At 34.9% G+C, this 25813-nt stretch carries 23 protein-coding genes; 21 read left to right on the top strand and 2 right to left on the bottom strand.

The genetic code is table 11. The features are described from left to right. Positions 1-44: 44 nt before the first annotated feature. From lpxA to M0D21_RS02105, 10 genes are all read left to right on the top strand, one after another. Positions 45-827: an acyl-ACP--UDP-N-acetylglucosamine O-acyltransferase gene (gene lpxA, locus M0D21_RS02150; protein WP_248326020.1), complete on the top strand. Its 783-nt coding sequence runs from the start codon at positions 45-47 to the stop codon at positions 825-827. A 30-nt stretch (positions 828-857) separates the two neighbouring features. Then, on the top strand, positions 858-1424 hold the full coding sequence (gene efp / locus M0D21_RS02145; RefSeq protein WP_248326019.1) for an elongation factor P: 567 nt from the start codon (positions 858-860) through the stop codon (positions 1422-1424). An 18-nt stretch (positions 1425-1442) separates the two neighbouring features. Beyond that, positions 1443-2378, top strand: a complete 936-nt coding sequence (locus tag M0D21_RS02140; RefSeq protein WP_248326018.1) for a UDP-3-O-(3-hydroxymyristoyl)glucosamine N-acyltransferase — start codon at positions 1443-1445, stop codon at positions 2376-2378. Continuing rightward, positions 2375-2782 (top strand): nuclear transport factor 2 family protein, encoded by a 408-nt coding sequence (locus M0D21_RS02135; protein ID WP_248326017.1) that lies wholly within the window; start codon positions 2375-2377, stop codon positions 2780-2782. The genes M0D21_RS02140 and M0D21_RS02135 overlap by 4 nt, the downstream gene beginning before the upstream one ends. Before the next feature lie 75 nt (positions 2783-2857). Further along, positions 2858-3730, top strand: coding sequence for a succinate--CoA ligase subunit alpha (gene sucD / locus M0D21_RS02130; protein ID WP_248326016.1), 873 nt, complete (start codon positions 2858-2860; stop codon positions 3728-3730). 131 nt (positions 3731-3861) lie between these two features. Next, positions 3862-6843 (top strand): M16 family metallopeptidase, encoded by a 2982-nt coding sequence (locus tag M0D21_RS02125; RefSeq protein ID WP_248326015.1) that lies wholly within the window; start codon positions 3862-3864, stop codon positions 6841-6843. Positions 6844-6964: 121 nt separating this feature from the next. Further along, complete coding sequence (fabG, locus tag M0D21_RS02120; protein ID WP_248326014.1) at positions 6965-7711, top strand: 3-oxoacyl-[acyl-carrier-protein] reductase; 747 nt, start codon at positions 6965-6967, stop codon at positions 7709-7711. A gap of 69 nt (positions 7712-7780) precedes the next feature. Continuing rightward, positions 7781-9814 carry a VWA domain-containing protein gene (locus M0D21_RS02115; RefSeq protein ID WP_248326013.1) on the top strand — a complete coding sequence of 678 codons (2034 nt, stop codon included), beginning with the start codon at positions 7781-7783 and terminating at the stop codon, positions 9812-9814. A 20-nt stretch (positions 9815-9834) separates the two neighbouring features. Further along, complete coding sequence (locus tag M0D21_RS02110; protein WP_248326012.1) at positions 9835-10653, top strand: prohibitin family protein; 819 nt, start codon at positions 9835-9837, stop codon at positions 10651-10653. 187 nt (positions 10654-10840) lie between these two features. After that, complete coding sequence (locus tag M0D21_RS02105; RefSeq protein WP_248326011.1) at positions 10841-14647, top strand: fibronectin type III domain-containing protein; 3807 nt, start codon at positions 10841-10843, stop codon at positions 14645-14647. 215 nt (positions 14648-14862) lie between these two features. Here M0D21_RS02105 and M0D21_RS02100 read toward each other — a convergent pair whose 3' ends face one another. Beyond that, positions 14863-15393: a hypothetical protein gene (locus M0D21_RS02100; protein ID WP_248326010.1), complete on the bottom strand. Its 531-nt coding sequence runs from the start codon at positions 15391-15393 to the stop codon at positions 14863-14865. Between the two features lie 14 nt (positions 15394-15407). Beyond that, complete coding sequence (locus tag M0D21_RS02095; protein ID WP_248326009.1) at positions 15408-16337, bottom strand: OmpA family protein; 930 nt, start codon at positions 16335-16337, stop codon at positions 15408-15410. Between the two features lie 342 nt (positions 16338-16679). Between M0D21_RS02095 and hisG the strand changes: the two genes are divergently transcribed. The 11 genes from hisG (at position 16680) to hisIE (ending at position 25776) form a co-directional block, all read left to right on the top strand. Continuing rightward, positions 16680-17537 (top strand): ATP phosphoribosyltransferase, encoded by an 858-nt coding sequence (hisG, locus tag M0D21_RS02090; RefSeq protein WP_248326008.1) that lies wholly within the window; start codon positions 16680-16682, stop codon positions 17535-17537. Positions 17538-17547: 10 nt separating this feature from the next. Further along, positions 17548-17967, top strand: a complete 420-nt coding sequence (locus tag M0D21_RS02085) for a GNAT family N-acetyltransferase (protein WP_248326007.1) — start codon at positions 17548-17550, stop codon at positions 17965-17967. Positions 17968-18051: 84 nt separating this feature from the next. After that, positions 18052-19347 (top strand): histidinol dehydrogenase, encoded by a 1296-nt coding sequence (hisD, locus tag M0D21_RS02080; RefSeq protein ID WP_248326006.1) that lies wholly within the window; start codon positions 18052-18054, stop codon positions 19345-19347. Positions 19348-19377: 30 nt separating this feature from the next. Further along, positions 19378-20433, top strand: a complete 1056-nt coding sequence (gene hisC / locus M0D21_RS02075) for a histidinol-phosphate transaminase (protein WP_248326005.1) — start codon at positions 19378-19380, stop codon at positions 20431-20433. Between the two features lie 23 nt (positions 20434-20456). Further along, on the top strand, positions 20457-21392 hold the full coding sequence (locus M0D21_RS02070; RefSeq protein WP_248326004.1) for a DUF2167 domain-containing protein: 936 nt from the start codon (positions 20457-20459) through the stop codon (positions 21390-21392). 27 nt (positions 21393-21419) lie between these two features. Next, a complete protein-coding gene (gene hisB, locus M0D21_RS02065) occupies positions 21420-22553 on the top strand; it encodes a bifunctional histidinol-phosphatase/imidazoleglycerol-phosphate dehydratase HisB (protein ID WP_248326003.1) in 1134 nt (377 codons plus the stop codon). A gap of 39 nt (positions 22554-22592) precedes the next feature. Beyond that, positions 22593-23174, top strand: a complete 582-nt coding sequence (gene hisH, locus M0D21_RS02060; RefSeq protein ID WP_248326002.1) for an imidazole glycerol phosphate synthase subunit HisH — start codon at positions 22593-22595, stop codon at positions 23172-23174. Then, positions 23171-23899 carry a 1-(5-phosphoribosyl)-5-[(5-phosphoribosylamino)methylideneamino]imidazole-4-carboxamide isomerase gene (gene hisA / locus M0D21_RS02055; RefSeq protein WP_248326001.1) on the top strand — a complete coding sequence of 243 codons (729 nt, stop codon included), beginning with the start codon at positions 23171-23173 and terminating at the stop codon, positions 23897-23899. The genes hisH and hisA overlap by 4 nt, the downstream gene beginning before the upstream one ends. Positions 23900-23901: 2 nt before the next feature. Next, positions 23902-24417, top strand: a complete 516-nt coding sequence (locus tag M0D21_RS02050) for a DinB family protein (RefSeq protein ID WP_248326000.1) — start codon at positions 23902-23904, stop codon at positions 24415-24417. Beyond that, complete coding sequence (hisF, locus tag M0D21_RS02045; protein WP_248325999.1) at positions 24417-25172, top strand: imidazole glycerol phosphate synthase subunit HisF; 756 nt, start codon at positions 24417-24419, stop codon at positions 25170-25172. The genes M0D21_RS02050 and hisF overlap by 1 nt, the downstream gene beginning before the upstream one ends. Before the next feature lie 7 nt (positions 25173-25179). Further along, positions 25180-25776: a bifunctional phosphoribosyl-AMP cyclohydrolase/phosphoribosyl-ATP diphosphatase HisIE gene (hisIE, locus tag M0D21_RS02040; RefSeq protein WP_248325998.1), complete on the top strand. Its 597-nt coding sequence runs from the start codon at positions 25180-25182 to the stop codon at positions 25774-25776. Positions 25777-25813 lie beyond the last annotated feature (37 nt).

The raw sequence follows: 25813 nt of genomic DNA, 5'->3' as shown, positions 1-25813 counted from the left end.
TGTGTAAAGCACGAATTAAATGTCAACACAAATAAAAGAAACAGATGAATCAACCTTTAGCCTATGTTCATCCCGGTGCTAAAATTGCAAAAAATGTTGTAATTGAGCCCTTTACTACAATACACAATAATGTTGTAATTGGTGAGGGAACCTGGATAGGTTCGAATGTTACGATAATGGAAGGTGCGAGAATAGGAAAAAATTGCAGTATTTTTCCTGGAGCGGTGATTTCGGCAATTCCTCAGGACAAGAAGTTTAATGATGAAGACACAATAACTGAAATTGGAGATAATACTACCATACGAGAATGTGTGACTATCAATAGAGGTACTACAGATAGAATGAAAACCAAAATTGGTAATAACTGTTGGATAATGGCATATTGTCATATTGCGCATGATTGTATAGTAGGCGATAATTGTATTTTTTCAAACAATAGTACTTTGGCAGGTCATATTAATGTTGGCGACCATGTAGTTTTAGCTGGTATGGCTGCGGTTCAACAGTTTTGTAGTATAGGAAATCATGCGTTTGTTACCGGAGGTTCTCTAGTAAGAAAAGATGTCCCTCCTTTTGTAAAAGCAGCAAGAGAACCTTTGTCATATGTGGGGATAAACTCGATTGGGTTGAGAAGGAGAGGATTCTCTACCGAAAAAATTAGAGAAATACAGAATATCTATAGAATTTTGTATCAACAAAACTATAATAACTCTCAAGCAGTAGCGATCATCGAAGCAGAAATGGAAGCTACTCCTGAGCGTGATGAAGTTCTTGAATTTATAAAGAATTCTCAACGAGGTATCATGAAAGGGTACTTTTCAAATTAAAAAGACTAAGAAATAATTAAAGAATAGACAATGGCAACTACTAGCGATATAAGAAATGGTTTGTGTATTAAATACAATCACGATATTTATAAAATCATAGAGTTTTTACATGTAAAACCTGGTAAAGGCCCTGCATTTGTAAGAACAAAACTTAAAAGTGTTACAACAGGGAAAGTAATCGATAATACATTTTCTGCTGGGCATAAAATCGAAGATGTGCGTGTTGAGACTCATAAATTTCAATATTTATATGCAGAGGGAGATACATATCATTTTATGAATACCGAAGATTATAATCAGATTACGCTTGAAAAGTCTTCATTAGACGCTCCAGGTTTATTAAAAGAGGGAGAAGTAGTAACGGTTATCATTAATTCTGAAGATCAGATGCCGCTATCTGTTGAAATGCCTGCTAGTGTTATTCTTGAAGTTACAGCTACTGAACCTGGTGTAAAAGGGAATACAGCAACCAATGCTACAAAACCAGCAACTGTCGAAACAGGAGCAGAGGTTATGGTGCCACTTTTTATTAATGAAGGTGATAAAATCAAGATTGAAACAGAAAAAGGTACATATAAAGAAAGAATCAAAGAATAAACATTCTTATCATTCCTAATGAAATTTCCTCAAGCACACACATTAGAACAAATTGCTACCATCATATCTTCTGAATTTGTAGGAAACCCAGACTTTCCTGTTCTTGGGATGAACGAAATTCATGGTGTTACTCCAGGAGATATTGTTTTTGTAGATCATCCAAAGTATTACGATAAAGCTTTAGAAAGTGCAGCTACAGTAGTGCTGATCAATAAGAAGGTTGAATGCCCAGAAGGCAAAGCATTATTGATATCAGATGATCCATTTAGAGATTTTAATAAGCTTACCAGATATTTTAAGCCTTTTCAAAAGGCAGAGGCTATTATCTCACCATCAGCCAAAATCGGTAAAGAAACGATTATACAACCAGGAGCATTTATTGGTAATAATGTTATAATTGGTGACCATTGTGTAATTCATGCCAATGTATGTATTTATGATGATGCAGTAATAGGAAATAATGTTACGATACATTCTGGGTCAGTTTTGGGAGCAGACGCTTTTTATTATAAAAATAGACCAGAAGGTTTTGATAAATTAATTTCTGGGGGTAGAGTGGTTATCGAAGATAATGTTGATTTGGGAGCTTTGTGTACAATTGATAGAGGGGTAACAGGTGATACTACGATAAAGGAAGGAGCAAAATTAGACAATCAAGTTCACATTGGGCATGATACGGTAGTCGGAAAAAAATGTCTTATTGCTTCACAAGTAGGGATTGCCGGGTGTGTAGTCGTCGAAGATGAAGTTACCATTTGGGGTCAAGTAGGAATTACCAGTGCAATTACTATTGGAACCAAAGCAGTTATTTCTGCGCAATCTGGAGTAAGTAAATCATTAGAGGGGAATAAAAGCTATTTCGGTACGCCTGCAGATGATTTTAGAAAAAAATACAAAGAAATTGCAGCCATAAGACAAGTGCCGGAATTAATTGAAAAATTGAAGAATAAATGAATACAACGCCGAAGGATATTGTAAGATCATTTTATGAAACAGATCTTATACATGACGCAGATGCTTTTTCTAAATATCTGCATCCCGAAATAGAACTTTATTGGAACAGTAGTTTTGGTTTTAGCAAGAAAGGCTTTGATGATATCAAAACAATGTTTAATGAGATGGCTCTATCGTTTGAGACATTTAGATGTGAGATTAGTCATTTAATTGCAGAGGAAAATCAGGTAACTATTCGATACACCTATTTTGCAAAAACTATTGAAGCTCCAGAGAAAGAAGAGGCAATTGCTCATTTTATTACAATCTGGGAAATCAAAGACAGTAAATTATACAAAGGATATCAAATAAGTCAACAAGGAGATACTACTCCAGAGAGTATGAAATCTTTTCTTTCAAAATAATTGAATTTTCATTTTAACAGTAGTGATCAAAAGCTTACTTTTGGAACTGCAAAAAAGAAATAAAAAAATAGCGCAATGAGTGTTTTAGTAAATAAAGATTCAAAAATTATAGTTCAAGGGTTTACAGGTAGTGAAGGAACTTTTCACGCTGGTCAAATGATTGAATACGGAACAAATATAGTAGGAGGTGTAACTCCAGGTAAAGGAGGTCAAGTACATCTTGACAAACCAGTATTTAATACTGTAGAAGATGCAGTAAAAGAAGTTGGTGCAGATACTACGATTATTTTTGTGCCGCCAGCATTTGCTGCAGATGCTATTATGGAGGCTGCAGATGCTGGAATAAAAGTGATTATTACTATTACTGAAGGTATTCCTGTTGCAGATATGATTACTGCATTTAACTATATCAAAGATAAAGAATGTAGGCTCATAGGTCCTAATTGTCCTGGGGTGATCACACCGGGAGAAGCTAAAGTTGGGATTATGCCTGGTTTTGTATTTAAGCAAGGAAATGTAGGTATTGTTTCTAAGTCTGGAACGCTTACTTATGAAGCTGCAGATCAGGTGGTGAAACAAGGGTTAGGAATCACGACAGCTATTGGTATTGGAGGAGATCCTATTATTGGTACAACTACTAAAGAAGCTGTTGAGTTATTAGTAAATGATCCAGCAACTGAATGTGTAGTAATGATTGGTGAAATCGGAGGACAGTTGGAAGCTGATGCTGCAAAATGGATTAAAGAGAGTGGAACTAATAAGCCAATCGTTGGTTTTATTGCAGGTGAAACTGCTCCTGCCGGAAGAACTATGGGACATGCTGGTGCAATCGTAGGTGGAAGCGAAGATACAGCAGCTGCAAAAAAAGCGATTATGAGAGAATGTGGAATTCACGTTGTTGATTCTCCTGCAGAAATCGGGAAAAAAGTAGCCGAAGTTTTAGGCTAAAAAATATAAAATTATCTTAAAAAACCTCTTGATCAATGATCAAGAGGTTTTTTAATTTGAATAAGTCAAGGTATTGCAACAGATTTATGTATTTTACGTCTGTTATAGAAATTTAAACTAAAAATCAATCTATGAAGATTATCAAATCGATTTTATTATTGCTATTGATAACTACACTCAGCAATTGTAAAAATTCATCATCAGAAACCAAATCATCCAATGAAATTAAAATTGAAAAGCATACAGATGCAGCAGGTTTTAATTATGAAACGATCACCAATGATCCTACAGGACTTAGGTTATATACACTTGATAATGGTCTTAAGGTATATTTAGGTAAGAACGAGGAAGAACCTAAAATACAAACGCTTATCGCTGTTAGAGCCGGTTCTACATATGACCCTGCAGATAATACTGGTCTTGCACACTATTTGGAACATATGGTCTTTAAAGGAACAGATGAGATTGGTACATTAGATTTTGAAAAAGAAAAGGAAATCATTAAGCAAATATCGGATCTATATGAAGAGCATAAGGCTGCAACGGATGAAGAGAAGAAAAAAGAAATCTACAAAAAAATAGACGAAGTTTCTCAAGAAGCTTCGAAGCTTTCTATTGCCAATGAATACGATAAGATGGTAAATTCTTTGGGAGCAGAAGGAACAAACGCTTTTACTTCAAATGAGCAGACTGTATATGTTAATAAAATCCCGTCTAATGAATTAGACAAGTGGTTAAAAGTAGAAAGTGAAAGATTTAGCCAATTAGTACTTAGGTTATTTCATACAGAGTTAGAGGCAGTTTATGAAGAGTTTAATAGGGGGCAAGATAGTGATGGTCGTAAACAATATTATGCGCTATTAGAAGGGTTATTCCCAACTCATCCATATGGTACTCAGACGACAATTGGTAAGTCTGAACATTTAAAAAATCCATCAATGGAAGCTATTCATGCGTATTTTGATAAATATTATGTACCTAATAATATGGCAGTAATATTAGTTGGTGATATTGATTTTGATAACACTATCAAAAAAGTTGATGATGCTTTTGGAAAGTATGAATCAAAAGAAGTATCGCATCCTAAATTTCCCGAAGAAACTGCAATTACCACACCAATTAAAAAAGAAGTGTTTGGACCTACAGCAGAATCTATCTATGTTGGTTTTAGAACTGGAGGATATGGTACCGAAGAGGAAACTATGATAACACTTATCGATTATATGCTTGCTAATTCACAAGCAGGGTTGATTGATTTGAATCTTAACCAAAAGCAATTGGTACAAAACGCATCTTCATTTACTACTTTTAATAATGATTATGGGATGCATATCTTATTTGGTATGCCAAAAGCAGACCAAACACTTGATGATGTTAAAAAACTGCTGCTTAGTGAAATTGAAAAAATTAAGAAGGGTGAATTTGATGATTGGCTGATCGATGCGGTTGTTAACGATTTAAAGCTCTCTAGAATTACTCAATTTGAAAACGCTAGTTCTACTGCATATGCATATTTAGGAGCTTTTGTGCATTTTGCAGATTGGAAAGATAGGTTAGCAATGCTTGATGATATGAAGAAAATTACCAAGCAAGACGTAATCGATTTTGCAAAGAAGCATTATGGTAATAACTACGTCGAAGTACACAAAATAAAAGGGGAAGATAAAAATATAGTAAAAGTAGAAAACCCTGGTATTACTCCTGTAGAACTAAACAGAGACAAAGAATCAACATTTATTCAGGAATTTAAAAAACTTGAGACACCAAGCTTACAACCAAAGTTTATTGACTTCAAAACCGCAATAAAATCAGCAAAAACTAATAGTGGCTTATCGGTTTCATATATCGAAAATGAAAATAATGATCTATTTGACCTGAGTATTATTTTTGACATGGGACAAGATCATGACAAACAAATTCCTATCGCAGCAGGATATTTTGATTACTTAGGTACCGATAAATACTCACCAGAAGATCTTAAAAAAGAGTTTTATAAATTGGGGATTAGTTATTCTGTAAATACAGGAGCAGATAGAACTTATGTTAGTATTTCAGGATTAAAAGAAAATTTAGATGCAGGATTAGCTTTGTTTGAAGATCTATGGAAAAATGCAGTACCCGATCAGGAGGCATATAATAAATTTATAGATAAGATTGCAAAAGGTCGACAAGATGGTAAAACACAGAAAGGAAATATTCTGTGGAACGGACTGTTTAATTATGGTAAATATGGGGATAATTCAAGATTGAGAAATATTTTCACAATTGCAGAACTAAAAGCTATGAACCCTCAGGATTTGGTAGACAAAATCAAAGGTTTGTACGATTATAAACAAAGAATTTTCTATTATGGTAAAGATGTCAATAATGCCATTACTGCCCTTGACAAAAACCATATCGTTGGTTCAGATTTAAAAGAGTATCCTGAGAAAACGAAATATGTAGAGAAGGAAACGGGAGGTAATGTATACTTTGTAGATTATGATATGGTACAAAGTGAAATGATCTTTTTGGCTAAGGGATCAGAGTTTGATCCTGGCAAAATGGCTGCTTCCAGTTTGTTTAATACCTATTTTGGTAGTGGCTTATCTTCTATTGTTTTTCAGGAGATAAGAGAATCTAAATCTTTAGCGTACTCTGCTTTTTCTGCTTATAGTAATGCTTCTGAAAAAGGAGATTCAAATTATGTTTATGCCTATATAGGGACACAGGCTAACAAAATGCCAGAAGCCGTTGATGCTATGATGGATCTGATGACAAATATGCCAGAAGCAGAAAAACAATTTAATCAGGCAAAAGAGGCTACACTGAAGAAAATAGCCGCACAACGTATTACAAAATCTAATATATTTTGGACATATGAGGGCCTAAAAAAGAGAGGTATAGATAACGATAATCGTGAAGCAATGTATAATGCGATTAAAGATATGTCCCTGGCAGATCTTAAAACATTCTTTAATGAGAATATTAAAGGAGAAACATATAATGTTTTGGTGATTGGAAATAAAAAAGATGTAGATATGAAAGCACTCTCTAAATTAGGAGAAGTGCAGGAAATGGATATTGATTTTCTTTTCAATTATGAAAAGAAAAACGAAGATATTAAGTTATAAAAAAACTGTTAGTAGCTAGTAATTAAACCCTGTGAGAAATCGCGGGGTTTATTGTTGGCTACCTAGTAGTTATTCTTATATTTGATATTACAAAATATAAACAACAAAATTAATAGAGCTAATGAATCTCTTACAAGGTAAAACTGCCATCATTACTGGGGCTACCCGTGGTATCGGAAAAGGAATAGCCGAAGTTTTTGCTCAAAATGGAGCAAATGTGGCATTCACTTACAGTTCTTCTGTAGATGCAGCTAAAGTTTTAGAAAAAGAATTAAACGATTTAGGTATTCAAGCAAAAGGATACCAAAGTAATGCAGCAGATTTTGATCAGGCACAAGAACTGGTAAAAGATGTTTTAGAAACTTTTGGGAGTATAGATATCCTGGTCAATAATGCTGGAATCACAAAAGATAATTTGTTAATGCGCATGGGAGAAGAAGACTTCGATAAGGTAATTGAAGTAAATCTAAAAAGTGTTTTTAACATGACCAAAGCAGTACAGCGCACAATGCTTAAACAACGTAAAGGGAGCATTATTAATATGAGTTCTGTTGTTGGAGTAAAAGGTAATGCCGGACAAGCAAATTATGCAGCCTCGAAGGCGGGAATCATTGGGTTTTCAAAATCGGTGGCGTTAGAATTAGGATCAAGAAATATTAGAAGTAATGTGGTGGCTCCTGGTTTTATTGAAACGGAAATGACAGAAAAATTAGACGAAAAAGTAGTAGAAGGCTGGAGAAATGCTATTCCTTTAAAAAGAGGAGGAACTCCCGAGGATATTGCAAATATGTGTTTATTTCTTGCAAGCGATCTGAGTGCCTACGTTACTGGGCAAGTGTTGAATGTTGATGGTGGAATGTTAACATAATTAAAATGAGGATGTAGGTTTACGACACAACATGTAGTTTTGAAACAAAGTCGTAGATTGTAATGTAATATGATGCAAATAGAAACTATTTTATTGATTATAGCAGCTTTTATAGTCGCATTGATTGTATCGTTATATCAATATTTATATAAAGCAAAGCGCAGAGGAAAGAGAAATCTGCTCTTTGCTTTTTTACGTTTCTTAAGCGTTTTTTCTATACTACTATTACTTATAAATCCTTCTTTCAAGAAAAAAACATTTTATACCCAAAAACCAAAGTTGGTTATAGCAGCAGATAATTCTAATTCTATTGCACATTTAGAAAAAGATAATGAGGTAAAAGAGTTTGTCAAAAATTTAAAAGAAGACGAAAATCTTAGTGATCGTTTTGATATCCAGTATTACTCCTTTTCAGATGAATTAAAAGATTCACTTAGCCTCTCATTTGATCAAAAGCAAACGAATATTTCTAAAACCCTAGAGGATCTAAATCAGGTTTACAAAAATTCAACGGCACCTACTATCTTAATTACCGATGGTAATCAAACCTACGGTAGAGATTATCAGTATAACAGCGAGCAGTACAAGCAGTCAGTCTATCCGATTATTGCAGGTGATACTATTGACGTAATAGACACTAAAATCCAGCAACTCAATGTGAATCGATATGCTTACTTAAAAAATAAATTCCCAGTTGAAGTAATACTTACATATTCAGGGTTAGAAAACGTCAATACTACTTTTCAAGTGACTTCTGGAAACGCTTCTGTGTATACTCAAGAAGTGTCTTTTTCAAAAGAAAAAAATTCTACAGTTATTAATTTCACCTTGCCGGCAAATACTGCGGGTATTGCTAAATATATGGCTAGATTACTACCGTTGTCTAATGAGAAAAATAAAATAAATAACCGCAAGTCCTTTGCGGTCGAAGTCATTGATCAAAAAACAAATGTTTTAATCATTAGTGACATAGTGCACCCTGATTTGGGAGCGATGAAAAAAAGTATAGAAAGCAACGAGAGGAGAAGTGTGACCATAGTTAGGCCAGAAGAAGTAAATAACTTGGATGAATATCAAATGATAATTTTATACCAGCCAAATACTAGGTTTAGGGCGGCTTACGAAAAAATATCATCACAAAGAAAAAACTATTTAACCGTAACCGGAGCAAAAACTGATTGGGTGTTTTTAAATCGTGTACAAAATAAGTATACCCAGGAGATTACCCGGCAAACCGAATACTATATTCCAAGATACAATAGTAACTATGGGGCGTTTTTGTTTGATGATATTGGTTTTGCAGGCTATCCTCCTTTAATAGGAGTTTTTGGTGAGGTCAATGTAAACTCCAATTATGATCTATTGTTGTATCGTTCTGTGAATAATATTGAAACAGAAGAACCTCTTTTAGTTTCTATGGAACAGGGAGGGGTTAGGGAGGCTGTTCTCTTTGGAGAAGGGCTTTGGCGTTGGAGAGCACACTCATATTTGGATAATCAAAATTTCGAAAATTTCGATGAGTTTTTTGGAAAACTAGTTCAGTATCTTACATCAACAAAACGAAAAAGTCGATTAAACACGATTTCTGATCCTTTTTATTATGGGAATGCCAATATTAAAATTCGAGCAGAGTATTTTACTAAAAATTATGAATTTGATAGAAGGGGGAATTTGAGAATTGCTGTTAAAAATAAAGATACGGAGGCAACTCAGACCATTCCAATGCTATTAAGAAATAATTCGTATGAAGTTGATTTAAGTAATTTAAATGCTGGAAATTATGATTATACAGTTACTGTTGTAGGAGAAAACATATCACGCTCAGGTAGTTTTACGGTTTTAGAATACGATGTAGAACAACAATTTTTAAATGCAGATGTAACAAAACTAAAACAATTAGCTACTAATACTAAAGGTAAAACATTCACTTTAGATCAAAATCAGATATTAGTTGAGGGTTTAATCCAGGATTCTAGGTATCAACCCATACAAAAGAGCAAAGAAAATGTGGTATCTTTAATAGACTGGAAATATCTCCTAATGATTATAATCATATTATTAGGGATAGAATGGTTTGCACGAAAATATAACGGACTTATTTAAAATTAAAATTTACAATTATTATGGAAAAATTACCTAAAATAGGCTTACCAGTACTTATTTTAATAATATTGGGAGTTGTATTTGTCTCTAAATCGTCAGTAAATATTGACTATGGTGAAGCAGGTGTGTTGTTTAGGACCTTCGGAGGAGGAGTCGTAACCGAAAAACCTCCTTTAGGAGAAGGTTTTCATATTATAGCTCCGTGGAACAAGGTATATAAATATAATACTAAGCAACAAGAAGTGTTTGAAAAGAAGATGCAGGTTTTGTCTTCAAACGGACTAGAAATTTCGTTAGATGTTTCGGTGTTATATCAACCAAAAATAGAGGAGTTGGGTCTATTACACCAGACAAAAGGACTCGATTATCTGAATATTGTTTTGGTTCCCGAAATTAGGGCAGTTGCCAGAAGTGTAGTAGGTCGTTATACACCCGAGCAATTGTACTCCACTAAAAGAGATGCTATTCAGAATGAGATTTTTGAAGAGACAAAGAAAAAGGTAGAGCCACAACATGTACAGTTAAATGCGGTTTTGGTTAGAGATGTTACCCTTCCGATTACTATTAAAGAAGCGATAGAAAGAAAACTAAAACAAGAGCAAGAGGCTTTGGAGTACGAATTCAGATTGGAGAAAGCTAGAAAAGAAGCAGAACGACAAAAAATTGATGCTGAAGGTAAAGCTACGGCGAATAGAATTCTTAATGAGTCATTGACTGATAAGATTTTAAGAGAAAAAGGAATTCAAGCTACTTTAGAATTATCAAAATCTTCTAATGCAAAAGTTGTAGTTGTTGGTTCTGGAAAAGATGGTATGCCTATCATTTTAGGGAATCAATAAGCATCAAAAAGAAAATCTGTTTTTTGTGATTATCAAACAGATTTTCTTTTTTTAAAAGATTCGTATTTCACTTCAGCAATTTTATTAAATTCGCAATTCGTATGTTAAGAAATGGGCTTTTGGGTGTTAAAATTTGCTTAATTACCGCATAAATTTTACATTTATCCCATAAACTCAACTTATACATATGAAAAGAAATTCGTTTCGCCCCATGGCGCTGGGCTTAGGCTTGGTCGCTCTTTCGGTTTATTTTTTAAACCCTTCTACGAAAGAAAAATCACAACAACAACAACAACAAAATGATGAAATTGTAAACCTGCGAAAACAACATGCAGAGTTTATGGCAGATAGTCCTTATAAGGATTATTTAAAATTGTCAAAAAAAGAAAGAAAAGCACAAGGGCTTCCTCCAAATGCATATTTTGCGCAAATGTGGGAGCTAACCGTAAGTCCTACAGATGGGAATACACACCCAGAAAACATTTTTAAACTTCAGGAACAATTAAAAGCTAAATTCGCAAAAAGAGCTCCAGGAGATGATCCTAACAATCCTTGGATTGAAAGAGGACCAAACGATATTGGTGGTCGTACCAGAGCTATTATGTTTGATCCAAATGATTCTTCAAATAGAAGAGTATATGCCGGAGGAGTTAGCGGTGGTCTTTGGGTAAATAATGATATTACTTCTTCTACTTCACAGTGGAGCAGAGTACAAAATGTTCCTGGAAACCTTTCTGTGACCTCTATTACTGTTGATCCAAGAAATTCTAACATTTGGTACGTAGGTACAGGAGAGCAGTACACTGCTGGTGATGTAGTTGGTAATGGAGTTTATAGATCTACAGATGGAGGTTCTAGTTGGCAGGCGCTAAGCATCCCTGCTGCCGGAGCTGCAACGTTTAGTTTTAATACAAATAACTTATTCCTTTCGGGATTATTTTATGTAAATGATGTAGTAGCTTGGAATAATACGGCACAAAATAGAACAGAATTATTTGTTGGTGTAGGTGCTCACGTTTATGGTGATGCTTCTAGTCCATCAAATTGGCTAGGTTTACAAACTGCTGGATTATACAGGTCTGTAGATGGAGGAAGTACTTGGAGTAGATTAGAGTCTTCCAACTTAGCATTCGATTTTCAAGGAACAAACTATTATATGATTCCTAATGATTTTGAGGTAGGAGCAGATAATACATTATGGATGGGAACTATCACGACACCCGGAATTGGTGGAGGTGGAGGTGGAAGAGTCTTCAGTACTACCAATGGAGGTACTTGGACAGAAGCTGCAGCTTCGCCCTTGGCAGATTCGAATCGTGTAGAGATTGAAACGTCGGCTACAGACGCAAATAAATTATACGCACTTACACAAGGGGTTTCTAGTCCTGTACATATTTATAGAACAACAAATAAGTTTGGATCGGTAACAGAAACAGCCTTACCTAATGATGCAGATGGAGGAATTCCAGCCAACGACTTTACCAGAGGCCAGTCTTTCTACGATTTAATGATTGAAGCAGACCCAAATAATGATGATATCGTTTATGTTGGAGGTATCGACCTTTTTAGATCTACCAATAGCGGTAATTCATGGGCTCAGATTTCTAAATGGTCTAATAATTCAGGTTTAGCAGGATTAAGTGTTTCGTTTGTACATGCGGATCAACATGCAATGACATTTAGGCCAGGAAACTCTAATCAAGCAATTTTTGGAAACGATGGAGGTGTATATTATGCTTCAGATCTTTCAAGGGCATCCAACTCAAATGTTTTTGGAGCTAGAAATAGTAATTATAACGTTACGCAGTATGTGAAAGCTGGAATTGGTCCAAATGGAAGAAATGATGTGGTTGGAATATTTACTGCGGGAGCTCAAGATAATGGATCGCAAGCTTTTAGAAATGCATCTGCAGGTATTAATGGATCAGAAGAGTTATCTGATGGAGATGGTTTTTATACGTTTGTAGATAAAGATGGTCAGTATATGACAGCTACTTTTACCAATAATGTAATTTATAGATTTAACCTTCCTTGGGATGGTCGAGGTAGAAGACAAGGTGGAGCAACTACTTTATTAAGTGAAAGAAATACAGGAGATTTTGTGAACCAAATGGGATATGATAGTGATGCTAATTTCTTATTGTCTAATGCATCTTCTGGAAGTAATTTCTCTATCAAAACGATAGACGTTGCAAACAATAGAAACAATAATATTACTAATGCAGCATTAACTTCTAAACCTACAGCTTTTATAGCATCACCATTTGCTAATAACACTTGGTATGTAGGTACCGCTGGAGGAGGATTATTGCGTCTAACCAATGTAGGTGTAGGTTCAGCAAACTGGACAGAAATTAACACTCCATTTGTAGGGTCTGTTTCTTCTGTTAGATTGGGTGCTACTGCAAACGATATTATGGTTTCTATTCATAACTATGGCGTGACAAGTGTTTGGTTTTCTAACGACGGAGGAGCAAATTGGTTAAACAAAGAAGGAAATCTACCAGATATCCCGGTAAGAGATATTTTACAAAATCCATTAGATAGAAATGAGGTAATTCTTGCAACGCAATTAGGTGTATGGGTGACTACTAATTTTAGTGATGCTAACCCAAATTGGGAGCAGGCTTATAATGGTATGAGTGATGCTAGTGTTACGTCATTTGATTATTGGGCAAAAAATGGAAACGATAATGATAATATTATCATTGCTTCTACTTATGGAAGAGGAGTATTTACGGGATCATTTACATCCAATAGTGTTTCAGATACACAAGCGCCTTCTGCACCAACAGGTTTATCGGCTTCTAATGTTGCAGAGACCACACTAACATTGAGTTGGAACACTGCTACAGATAATGTGGGAGTTGTTGGGTATGATATTTACCAAGGAAACAGTAATTTAGGAAGTGTTACAGGAACAACAGCAAATATTACAGGTCTTACAGCAAATACTGCATATCAATTTAGAGTAAGAGCTAAAGATGCTGCAGGTAACGAATCTGCTTTTAGTAATACAGTTAATGTAACAACTACAGGTGGTTCAACAGGTGGTGGTTCTGGGTGTCAATCTGGAATTACATCATTCCCTTATAATGAAGGATTTGAATCAGGACTAGGAGCATGGACACAAGGGTCTGGCGATGATTTTGATTGGATTCGTCAATCTGGAAGAACGCCTTCAAATAATACAGGTCCTTCTGGAGCAATAGAAGGTAGTTTCTATGTATACGTAGAAACGTCTAACCCTAATAATCCAAATAGAACAACCATCTTAAATTCTCCATGTTTTGATTTAAGTGGTGAAACGTCTGCAAGTTTTACATTCAGATACCAAATGACAGGAAATGCCGTAGGAGAATTAAAGCTCGAGGCTAGTGCAAATAATGGAGGTTCTTGGACAGAGGTTTGGAGTAGATCTGGTAATCAAGGTGCGGCTTGGGCTAGTGCAAATGTTGACTTAACAAGTTATACAGGAGATTCTGTTCAATTGCGTTTTGTAGGAACTTCAGGAACTTCTTGGCAAGGTGATATGGCTGTAGATAATATTTCTCTTTCTGCTGGGGGAGGAACAACTACACCTCCTACAGATATTTGTGCTGGAGTTGCAGAATATGATAGTTCACGGGGATATAGTGCTGGTGACAGAGTTACCTTTAGAGGATCGTTATATGAAAGAACTACTACAGGATGGATTAACCTTGGTACTTGCGGTACTGCAGCAACTGCTGTAGCAGGAGCAGGTTCTTTAGAAGACTTAAATGACTTCGTAGCATCGTCTTTAGATTTCCAGGTGTATCCTAATCCGGTATTAGATGGGAACCTATTCGTGGTAAGCTCTGTTTCTGGTCAAAAATCATATAGAATATTCAATATGCTTGGGCAATTGGTGGATAGAGGGAACACAGATAATAGAATTAATGTTTCTCAATTGCAAAAAGGAGTATATACTTTAGTAATGAATGGACAGACTCAACGTTTTATCGTAAGATAAAATAGTACTACATATATTTAAAAACCCCGTAAACTGATGTTTACGGGGTTTTTGTTAAACAATGTATCTTCCCAAGTTCTAGTTGTCATTAAAAGAGAGGTAGAGGTACAATCATATAGAAAGTTTGGTTTTTTTGGTAAAAGCGACGGATATATAGAAAGCCTTCATAATTTTAACTATGAAGGCTTTACAAAATAGTAAATGGTTAGTGATTACTACTTATTTTTTAATTTCTCTGCTTGATCTTTCCAATTATCGCGCTCTATACGGCCTGGGAAGAATTGAATAAGTTCGGTAACAGTTTCTATATCTTCTCTAGTGAATTTGCTGATTTGATCAAAAGTAAAGATACCTATTCCGTTTAACTTTTCCTCAATAAATGGACCAATACCACTAATTAGCTTTAAATCATCTTTTTCTGAAGCATCTGCTTTTCCAAAACTAGCAAAATTTAACTTTGGTTTTTCCCCAGTCTCTCCATCATTGTTTACAGCAATTCCTCCAGCATCTCTTGTTTTTATTGCTCTAATTTCATTTTCAGCGGGAACTACAGGTGTTGAAAATGTAGATTTTGCCTTGGCATAACCAGCATTTTTTAGCTTAGAGTTTTCTCTTTGACAATCTTCTAATTCTGCTTTATATTTATTTTTAAGTGCCCATCTAGATAATAGCCATCCCAATAGAAACGCCAGGAATAACAATAATAATAAGCACCACCAATTTACTTCGTTTAAAAAATCTAACATAGTTGTGTTGTTATTTAGTTTACAATAATTTCAATTCTTCTGTTTTGCGCCCGGTTTTCATCATTGGTATTAGGCACTATTGGGTTTGATTCTCCTTTAGATAGCGCTTTTAATTTGCTAGAGGCAATTCCCTGTGAAATCAGGTAGTTTTTTACATTTTTAGCGCGTTCTTTTCCATACCATAGGTTAGCTTCGGCACTTCCAATGTCATCGGTATGTCCAACGATTTGAACAGATTTATTTGGGTACTTATTTAGATAGTTTTTTAGTTCTAATGCATAGTTCGACAGCGTAGCATCAGCTTTGAAAGTTTTTTCTCCAAAATTCGAATATAGTGTTCTGTTGGCTACACTTTTCTCAACCTCGGCTAGACGAGATTCTGATAACGTATTAAATGTAAGAGAGATTCCATCGTAATATTTACCGTTGTATTCATAAGAATACTCTTTTTCTTTTCCTTCTGTTAAAATGCGATCGCCATTAATACCAGCATTAACCAAAAGATTTTTAATATAATTTGCTCTGGAAAACCCCAAGTTTGTACCTGCATTCTTTTCTTTTGGAGTTTCAAAACCATCAATAATAAGTTCTTCGTCCTGGTTATTCCCAAGGTAGTCTGCAATTTGCTCTTCAAAACCATTGTATGTTGAAGGGATAAAAACTTTGCCATCCTGATTATTGGTTTGAAGCCTATTGGTAAAAGTGAGAACATCCTGGTCTTTATCATCCTTAATAGAATAAGTTGATGATTCTAGATTTGCGACCTTTATACTGTCCTCATAGGCTTTTTTGGTTAGAGCTTCGGCATCAGAATTCACTTTTTCGTTGTTCACTACCGAAGGATTTTGATTATTATTGGTTGTACACCAATCACATGAGTAATACCACCACATGGCCAACCATGCAAAGAGTAAAAAAATAAGAAACGAGATGAAGTTTTTCATAAGCTGTTGATTAGTATTGTCTTTTAAAGTTATAAAAATGTTTATTATCAGCCTATTATGAATAATAAATAATAAATAAACTAGGCGAAAAAAGATCAATTGCAAAAAAATAAGTTGAAATGCGTTTTGATAAAAAAATATTTTTCATAAATTCGCAGGGTATTTGAAAAAAGACATGAAAAATTTATTTGTACATCATCATCATTCTTACATTTTCGCTCAGGCGTGGTAAGTGTGGTATGTGCATAAAACAACTATATATCAAAACCCGTTTGAGACATTCAAACGGGTTTTTTTATTTTAAAAAATCGCTTGAATTCATCAAACACAACAACAGCAAAAATGACAAAAATTAAAATCGCTATTCAAAAAAGTGGCCGACTTAATGAAGATTCGGTTAAGATTTTAAAAGATTGCGGTATTTCAATCGACAACGGAAAAGACCAACTAAAAGCACAAACTCGTAATTTTCCTATGGAGGTAATGTTTCTTCGTAATGGAGATATTCCTCAATATTTACGAGATGGGGTGGTAGATATCGCCATTATTGGGGAGAATGTGCTTATCGAAAAAGGGAAAGACATTTCTATTGCCGAGAGATTAAATTTTTCAAAGTGTAAGGTTTCCTTGGCGGTACCTAAAGATTTTGAATATAATTCTATCCAAGACCTTAATGGTAAAAGAATTGCTACCTCTTATCCAAATACAGTAAATGAATATCTTGAGCAAAAAGGAATTTCTGCCGAGTTACACCAAATTTCAGGTTCTGTAGAAATTGCCCCTAATATTGGACTGGCAGATGCAATATGTGATATTGTTTCAAGTGGAAGCACCTTATTCAAAAATAATTTGAAAGAGGTAGAAGTTATGCTGACTTCTGAGGCAGTATTAGCGGTGTCACCAAAAATTTCTGAAGAAAATAAACAAATTTTAAGCAAATTACAATTTAGAATTCAAGCGGTTTTAAAGGCTAGAAATTCTAAATATGTATTGCTTAATGCACCCAACGAAAAAATTGAAGATATCGTAAAGATACTTCCAGGAATGCGGAGCCCTACAGTACTCCCTCTTGCTGAAAAAGGATGGAGCTCTATTCATACGGTAGTAGAGAAAAATAAGTTCTGGGATATTTTAGATGAATTAAGGTCAGAAGGAGCAGAGGGTATTTTGGTTTGTCCAATAGAAAAAATGGTATTGTAAACGTATAAAAATGTATACTATAAAGCTTATTAATAGAAATAAAGTACAAATTATTATACCATTACTAAAAAAATTGAACCCAACAATTCCTGCAAAAACTCTGAGTAATCGATTGCAAGATATGTTGAAAATGAATTATGAATGTGTTGGAGTCTATGATGGTGAAAAATTAATTGGTATTTCTGGAATGTGGTTTTTGACAAAGTATTATATAGGAAAGCACGTTGAGCCTGATAATGTATTTGTTTTGCCAGAATATCAAGGCAAAGGAATCGGTAAGCTTTTAATAGAATGGATTTTAGATTACGCAAGATCAAAAGGTTGTGAAGCTTCAGAACTAAATTGTTATCTAGGTAACGAAGAAGGACATAAGTTCTGGAAAAGTCAGGGATATGAACTTATAGCTTATCATTATCAGAAGAAAATATAAAATAAACGATTGCCATTAAGTGGATATCAAGCAGAAATGATTATATGGTAACTCCATTTGATCATAAAAAATAAGCATAAAAAGATGAAAAAGATATATAATCCTAATAGAGAAGACTGGTCTGAGATTTTAAAAAGACCTACACAAACTGTAGCCGATATTGAAGACATTGTCCTTGAAGTGTTTAATGAAGTGAAGACGAATAGAGATGAAGCAGTACTGAGATATAGCAAAAAATTTGATAAGGTCGATTTACAGGACTTTTTGGTGACAGCTTCAGAAATTGAAGATGCTACTAAGATGCTAGATACAAATCTTAAAGAAGCAATACAGCTAGCAAAGTCCAATATCGAGAAGTTTCATGAAGAGCAAAGAACAGGAAGGGTGTATAGAGAAACTGCAGAAGGAGTTGAATGTTGGCAGGAAAAACGTCCTATTCAAAAAGTAGGGTTGTATATTCCTGGGGGAACTGCACCTTTGTTCTCTACAATACTAATGTTAGCTGTTCCTGCAAATTTAGCAGGGTGTGAGGAGATTGTACTTTGTACTCCTCCAGATAGTAACGGGAACGTGAATCCCGCTATTTTGTATACTGCTGGTCTATGTGGAGTAACCAAAATTTGTAAAGTCGGAGGTATTCAAGCAATTGCAGGAATGTCTTTTGGAACGCAGACCATACCTAAGGTATATAAAATTTTTGGACCAGGAAATCAATTTGTAACTGTGGCTAAGCAATTGGCTACTAAGTTTGATGTAGCAATAGATATGCCGGCTGGTCCTAGTGAATTATTGGTGGTAGCAGATTCAAGTGCAAATCCTGCTTTTGTAGCTTCAGATTTGTTAAGCCAAGCAGAACACGGAAAAGATAGTCAGGTTATTTTGGTGACGACCTCAAAAGAAATTGTTAATGAGGTAGAAGATGAGATTAGCAAACAATTAGAAGAGTTACCAAGAAAGGAAATTGCAAGGGAGGCTATCAATAATTCAAAACTTATATATGTCGAGGATGATAAAGTGGCACTTAAGTTGATAAATGAGTACGGGCCAGAACATTTTATCATTTGCGTAGAGGATGAAGATTTTTATGTCAATAATATCGCAAATGCAGGGTCGGTTTTTATAGGGAATTATACTCCAGAAAGTGCAGGAGATTATGCATCAGGAACTAATCATACCCTTCCAACTAATGGATATGCAAAACAATATAGTGGGGTTAATTTAGATAGCTTCATGAAGTCGATGACTTTTCAAAAGATATCATCAAAAGGAATTCAGGTAATTGGGAATGCTATCGAACTTATGGCGGAAGCAGAAGGTTTGCAAGCTCATAAAAATGCGGTAACCCTACGATTAGAAAGTCTAACTAAAGCACAACGGTAAGGGGTGTAGATCCTTTGAAAGAACAGAATAATGGAAAATATAAAATTTGATATAAAACAAATAGTTAGACCAAATGTTTTAGGCTTAAGTCCCTATTCCTCAGCGAGAGATGAATATGTAAGTGATGGTTCAACTATGATTTTTTTGGATGCCAATGAAAACCCTTTTGAAAATGGAGTAAATAGGTATCCAGATCCCCAACAGCGAAGTTTGAAAGCCGAATTGGCAAAGTTAAAAGGCGTTTCTGAAACCAATATTTTGCTAGGTAATGGTAGTGATGAAGTTTTAGACCTTATTTTTAGAGCTTTCTGCGAACCATCTGTAGACAATATTATAACATTACCACCTACATATGGAATGTATAAAGTATTAGCAGATATTAATACCATTGATAATAGAAAAGTACTACTGCAAACAGGTTTTCAGCCAGATGTTACCAAGATATTGGAAACGGTAGACGAGTATACCAAGGTGATTTTTCTTTGTTCGCCAAACAACCCAACTGGTAATTCATTTTCTGAAGAAAGTATCATAAGTATTTTGGAAGATTTTAATGGATTGGTGGTTATCGATGAGGCATACATAGATTTTTCTAGCAAAAATAGCTGGTTGCAAAAGATAGAATACTATCCAAATCTAGTGATAACACAAACATTGTCTAAGGCATATGGTTTGGCTGGGATACGATTGGGATTGTGTTATGCTTCCGAAGAAATAATAAACATCTTGAATAAAATAAAACCACCATATAATGTTAACGAATTAACCCAGCAGCGTGCACTTGAACGCGTTATAAATTACGATAAGGTAACATTTGAGGTATCTAAGATACTAAAGGAGAGAGAAGCTTTAATAAAAGCTTTATCTAAGATCTCCTTTGTAGAAAAAATATATGAAAGCGATGCAAATTTTGTATTGGTGAAAATAGATGATGCAAATAAACGATACCAACAATTATTAGAATTGGGGATCGTAGTTCGCAATCGTAGTACACAGCCATTATGCAAAAACACGCTTAGATTTACTGTTGGTACAGAGGAGGAGAATCACAAGTTGATTGATGAAATGATTAAAATTGATAACTAACAATAACTAAATCTAAATGTAAAATGAGAAAAATTGTATCAAATGTATTAACCGTTGCTCTAGTACTATGTCAAGGAATACAAAGTTGGGCACAAGAAGAAGTAAGCCAGGAGAATGATACTACTCAGGAAGAAGTAGTGAATGCAGAAGAGCTTATGATGGCCTTCCAGAAATACAGCGATAGTATAGAACAAACTTTTAATTACCAATATGGGAGTGTTTCGTTAGGTAACGAATTGGCACTTTTGCAAGTCCCAGCAGGATATAAGTTTTTGGATAAAAAACAGGCAAATTATGTACTTACAGATTTATGGGGAAACCCAGAAGATCAAGATTCTGGGTTATTAGGAATGTTGGTAAAAGAAGAGGAATCTCCGGTAGATGTAAGTTACGCTGTCGAAATTTCATATTCTGAAGAAGGGTATATCGAAGATGATGATGCCGATGATATTGACTACGATGAACTATTGGAAACCATGCAGCAAGATACAAAAAGTGTAAACCCAGAACGAATTAAGCAAGGGTACCCTTCGGTAGAGCTTATAGGTTGGGCATCTGCTCCATTTTATGATCAGGAAAATAAAAAATTACATTGGGCCAAAGAACTTAAGTTTGGTGATTATGAAGAAAATACATTAAACTACAATATTAGGGTTCTGGGGCGTAAAGGGTTTATTAACCTAAATGTGATTGGAGATATGAATGACCTTGAAGATGTAAAAGGAAATCTAGACCCTATCCTTGCAAGTGTTGAATTTAAAACAGGAAGCAGATATGATGATTTTAACCCTGATATTGATGAAGTAGCAGCTTACGGTATCGGAGGATTGATAGCAGGTAAAATACTTGCAAAAACTGGAGTTTTAGCCATAATACTTAAGTTCTGGAAATTTATTGCACTTGGTATAGGAGGTGCATTTATGGCATTTAAAAAGCGTCTTTTTGGCGCCAAAGAATAATTTAATTTTAGGAAGATATAACAACAAATGAAACGTGTACTATTCATTGATCGTGACGGAACGATTATTAAAGAAACAGCAGATGAGCAAATAGATGCATTCGAAAAGATGATCTTTTACCCAAAAGCATTCACCTATTTGGGCAAAATTGCTAAAGAACTAGATTATGAGCTGGTAATGATTACAAATCAAGATGGTTTAGGAACCGATGTGTTTCCTGAAGATACTTTCTGGCCAGTGCATAATTTTATTTTAAAATCTTTTGAAAACGAAGGGGTAGTATTCGATAAAGTGTTTTTAGATAGAACCTTTCCTCATGAGAATGCCAATACTAGAAAACCTGGTACAGGTTTGCTTACAGAATACTTCTCCGAACCATATGATCTAGAAAACTCTTTTGTAATTGGAGATCGCTTAACCGATATGGAATTGGCCAAAAATCTAGGTGCAAAAGGTATTTTTATTAATGATAACACCAATCTAGGTACTGGAGAAATTACAATCAAACAGGAAGAGCTAAATACTCATATTGCACTTGAGAGTAATGATTGGGAACAGATATATGAGTTTTTAAAATTAAAGGATAGGGTTGCTGAAATCTCAAGAAAAACAAACGAGACAGATATTTATATTAAACTTAACCTAGACGGAACAGGGAAAAGTAATATTAGTACTGGTCTTGAGTTCTTTGATCATATGTTGGATCAAATCGCACGTCACGGACAAATGGATCTTGAAATTAATGTAAAAGGCGATCTTGAAGTCGATGAACATCATACTATTGAGGATACGGCTATTGCACTTGGAGAAGTTTTTTCTAGTGCTTTGGGAGATAAACTTGGAATAGAAAGATATGGATTTTGTCTTCCTATGGATGATTGTTTGGCTCAGGTTGCTATAGATTTTGGTGGACGTAACTGGTTGGTGTGGGAAGCTGATTTTAATAGAGAAATGATAGGTAAAATGCCTACCGAAATGTTCTTTCACTTTTTTAAGTCCTTTACCGATGGTGCCAAGGCCAATCTTAATGTGAAGGCAGAAGGAACAAATGAACACCATAAGATTGAAGCAATTTTCAAGGCATTTGCAAAAGCTATTAAGGTAGCGGTCAAAAGAGATCCTGAAAAAATGATTTTACCCAGCACAAAAGGAATGTTATAATATGAAACTAGTGTCAATTAATTATCAAATTTTAAACGTGTGAATATAGTCATTGTAAATTATGGGGCCGGCAATATACAATCCATAAAATTTGCTATACAACGATTGGGCTTTAAAGCGGTTTTAAGCAATGATCCAGAGGAAATTAAAGCTGCAGATAAAGTTATTTTTCCTGGAGTGGGAGAAGCTAGTAGTGCTATGAAAAAACTCAAAGAGTCTGGTCTTGATACACTTATACCAACATTAAAACAACCCGTTTTAGGAATATGCTTAGGAATGCAATTAATGTGTAACTCTACAGAGGAAGGCGAGACACAAGGCTTAGGTATTTTTGATGTCGATGTACTTCGTTTTAATAGCGACGTTAAGGTGCCTCAGATAGGTTGGAATCAAATAGAGTCTTTACAATCTGAGTTGTTTAACGATGTGAGAGAAAGTGATTATATCTATTTGGTACATAGCTACTACGCGCCCGTAACTGCAGATACGGTAGCAACAACAAATTATGGAGTAACGTACAGTACAGCGTTACATAAAAACAATTTTTACGGAACACAGTTTCATCCTGAAAAAAGTAGCGAAGTGGGTGAACAAATACTAAAGAATTTCTTAGCATTATGAGAATTATACCAGCAATAGATATTATAGACGGTAAATGTGTCAGGCTTTCAAAAGGGGATTATGATACCAAAAAGATATACAATGAAAACCCTTTGGAAGTGGCTAAAGAGTTCGAAGATCACGGCATTCAATATCTGCATTTGGTAGATCTTGATGGAGCAAAGTCTAAGCATATTGTAAATCACAAAGTTCTTGAGCAAATTGCCTCTAAAACTAGCTTAAAAATTGATTTTGGAGGAGGGTTAAAATCCAATGAAGACCTTCGAATCGCCTTCGAAAGCGGAGCAAATCAAATTACAGGAGGAAGTATTGCAGTAAAAGATGCAAATACTTTTACTTCTTGGTTAAAAACATATGGAGCCGACAAAATTATTTTAGGAGCCGATGCTCAAAATGAAAAAATAGCCGTGAGCGGATGGCTAGAAGAGAGTGATAAAGAGCTAATACCATTTATTTCAAATTATCAACAGGAAGGAGTGGAATATGTTATTTGTACTGATATTAGTAAGGATGGAATGCTTCAGGGACCTTCGTTCGATTTGTACCGCAGAATTTTGGAAGAAACCAAAAATGTGAAATTAATTGCTTCTGGAGGTATATCTACTTTTGAAGAACTACCAAAATTGGCAGAAATAGGATGTGAAGGAACTATAATTGGCAAAGCTATTTACGAAAATAAGATTAGTCTTAAAGAATTAGAAAACTATATACTTTCAAATGCATAGTTATGAATGACCAAGTAGCCAAAGAATTTGTTGATCAGATTATATATCGACTTGAAGAAAGTACACGCATGATCACACTAAGTTTTGATCAACTTTCTGAAGATGATATTTGGAAACGACCCAATAAAAATTCTAATAGTGTAGGGAATTTAATTTTGCATCTATGTGGGAATATTACCCAATACGGAATTTCTTCTCTTGGCAAAAAAGAAGATCATAGGGATCGAGATAAAGAGTTTGCTGCCCAAGATGGTTTAAGAAAAGCAGAACTTTTAAATATGCTGGTTGATGTAGTTGATGAAGCAAAAAATGTTTTAAAAAATCTACCTCAGGATGAATTACTTAGAAAAAGAGAGGTCCAAGGATTTACTTTTTCGGGAATTGGTATTGCTGTACATATTACTGAGCACTATTCGTATCACACCGGACAAATAGCATTTTGGACCAAACAGTTGAAAGATAAAAGAAGTTTAGGATTCTATGATGGATTCGATTTAAATATAAAAAATAACGACTAATGCTGACAAAAAGGATAATCCCTTGTTTAGACATAAAAAATGGGAGAACCGTAAAGGGAGTGAACTTTGTAGACTTACGTGATGCCGGAGATCCAGTAGAATTGGCAGATATATATTCAAAAGCTGGAGCCGACGAACTGGTTTTTCTTGATATTTCAGCTACCGAAGAACGAAGAAAGACGTTGGCCAATCTTGTATTACGTGTTGCTGAGAAGGTGAATATCCCATTCACAGTGGGTGGTGGTATATCTTCTGTTGAAGATGTGGATATTCTGTTACAAAATGGGGCCGATAAAATCTCAGTGAATTCCTCTGCGGTTAAGAATCCGCAGTTAATAAATGACTTGGCTTCAAAATTCGGTAGTCAATGCATTACTGTAGCTATAGACGCTAAACAGATTGATGGAGCATGGAAAGTACACCTGGTAGGAGGTAAGGTGCCTACAGAATTAGATTTGTTTGAATGGGCAAAAGAAGTTGAGCAACGAGGCGCTGGTGAAATCTTGTTTACCTCTATGGATCACGATGGGACAAAAGACGGTTTTGCTAATGAAGCTTTAGCAAAATTATCTACGGAGTTAAACATTCCTATAATTGCTTCAGGCGGAGCAGGTAACAAAACGCACTTTGTAGACACTTTTATAGAAGGTAAAGCAGATGCCGCTCTGGCTGCAAGTGTTTTTCACTTTAAAGAAATAGAAATTAAAGAGCTTAAAAAAGAACTAAAAGATCATAAAATACCAGTGCGGTTATAATCATATTATGGAAATAGATTTTAATAAAAATGGAGATGGACTTGTGCCAGCAATTATTCAAGATGCAACTACAAAAAATGTACTAATGCTTGGGTATATGAATTTGGAAGCTTATGAAAAGACCATGGCTACTAAAAAAGTAACCTTTTATAGCCGATCTAAGAAAAGACTATGGACCAAAGGCGAAGAAAGTGGTAATTTTTTAAACCTTGTTGATATCAAGAACGATTGTGATTCAGATACATTGCTTGTTTTTGTAAACCCTGTAGGGCCTACATGTCATACAGGAACAGATACCTGTTGGGCTGGTAAGAATACGCAATCTTTCGGGTTTTTATCTGAACTGGAGTCGATTATAGAGAGTAGAAAAGAAAATCAAAATGATGAAAAATCATATGTAGCATCATTGTTTAGAAAAGGAATCAATAAAGTAGCACAAAAGGTCGGAGAAGAAGCTGTAGAGGTAGTAATTGAAGCTAAAGATGATAATGAAGAGTTGTTCTTAAACGAAAGTGCCGATTTATTATTTCATTACCTAATTCTTCTGCAAGCCAAGGGGTATAAGTTAAGTGATGTGGTAAATGTTTTGAAGTCAAGAAGTTAAATAACTTTAATTAAATTATCGATTAAAGGCGAAATTT

Origin of the sequence: Aquimarina acroporae (assembly GCF_023195925.1) — a bacterium.
GTDB classification, from domain to species: Bacteria; Bacteroidota; Bacteroidia; order Flavobacteriales; family Flavobacteriaceae; genus Aquimarina; species Aquimarina acroporae.
The sequence above is the reverse complement of the archived record's forward strand: the minus strand, read 5'-3'. Positions and strand labels throughout refer to the sequence as shown.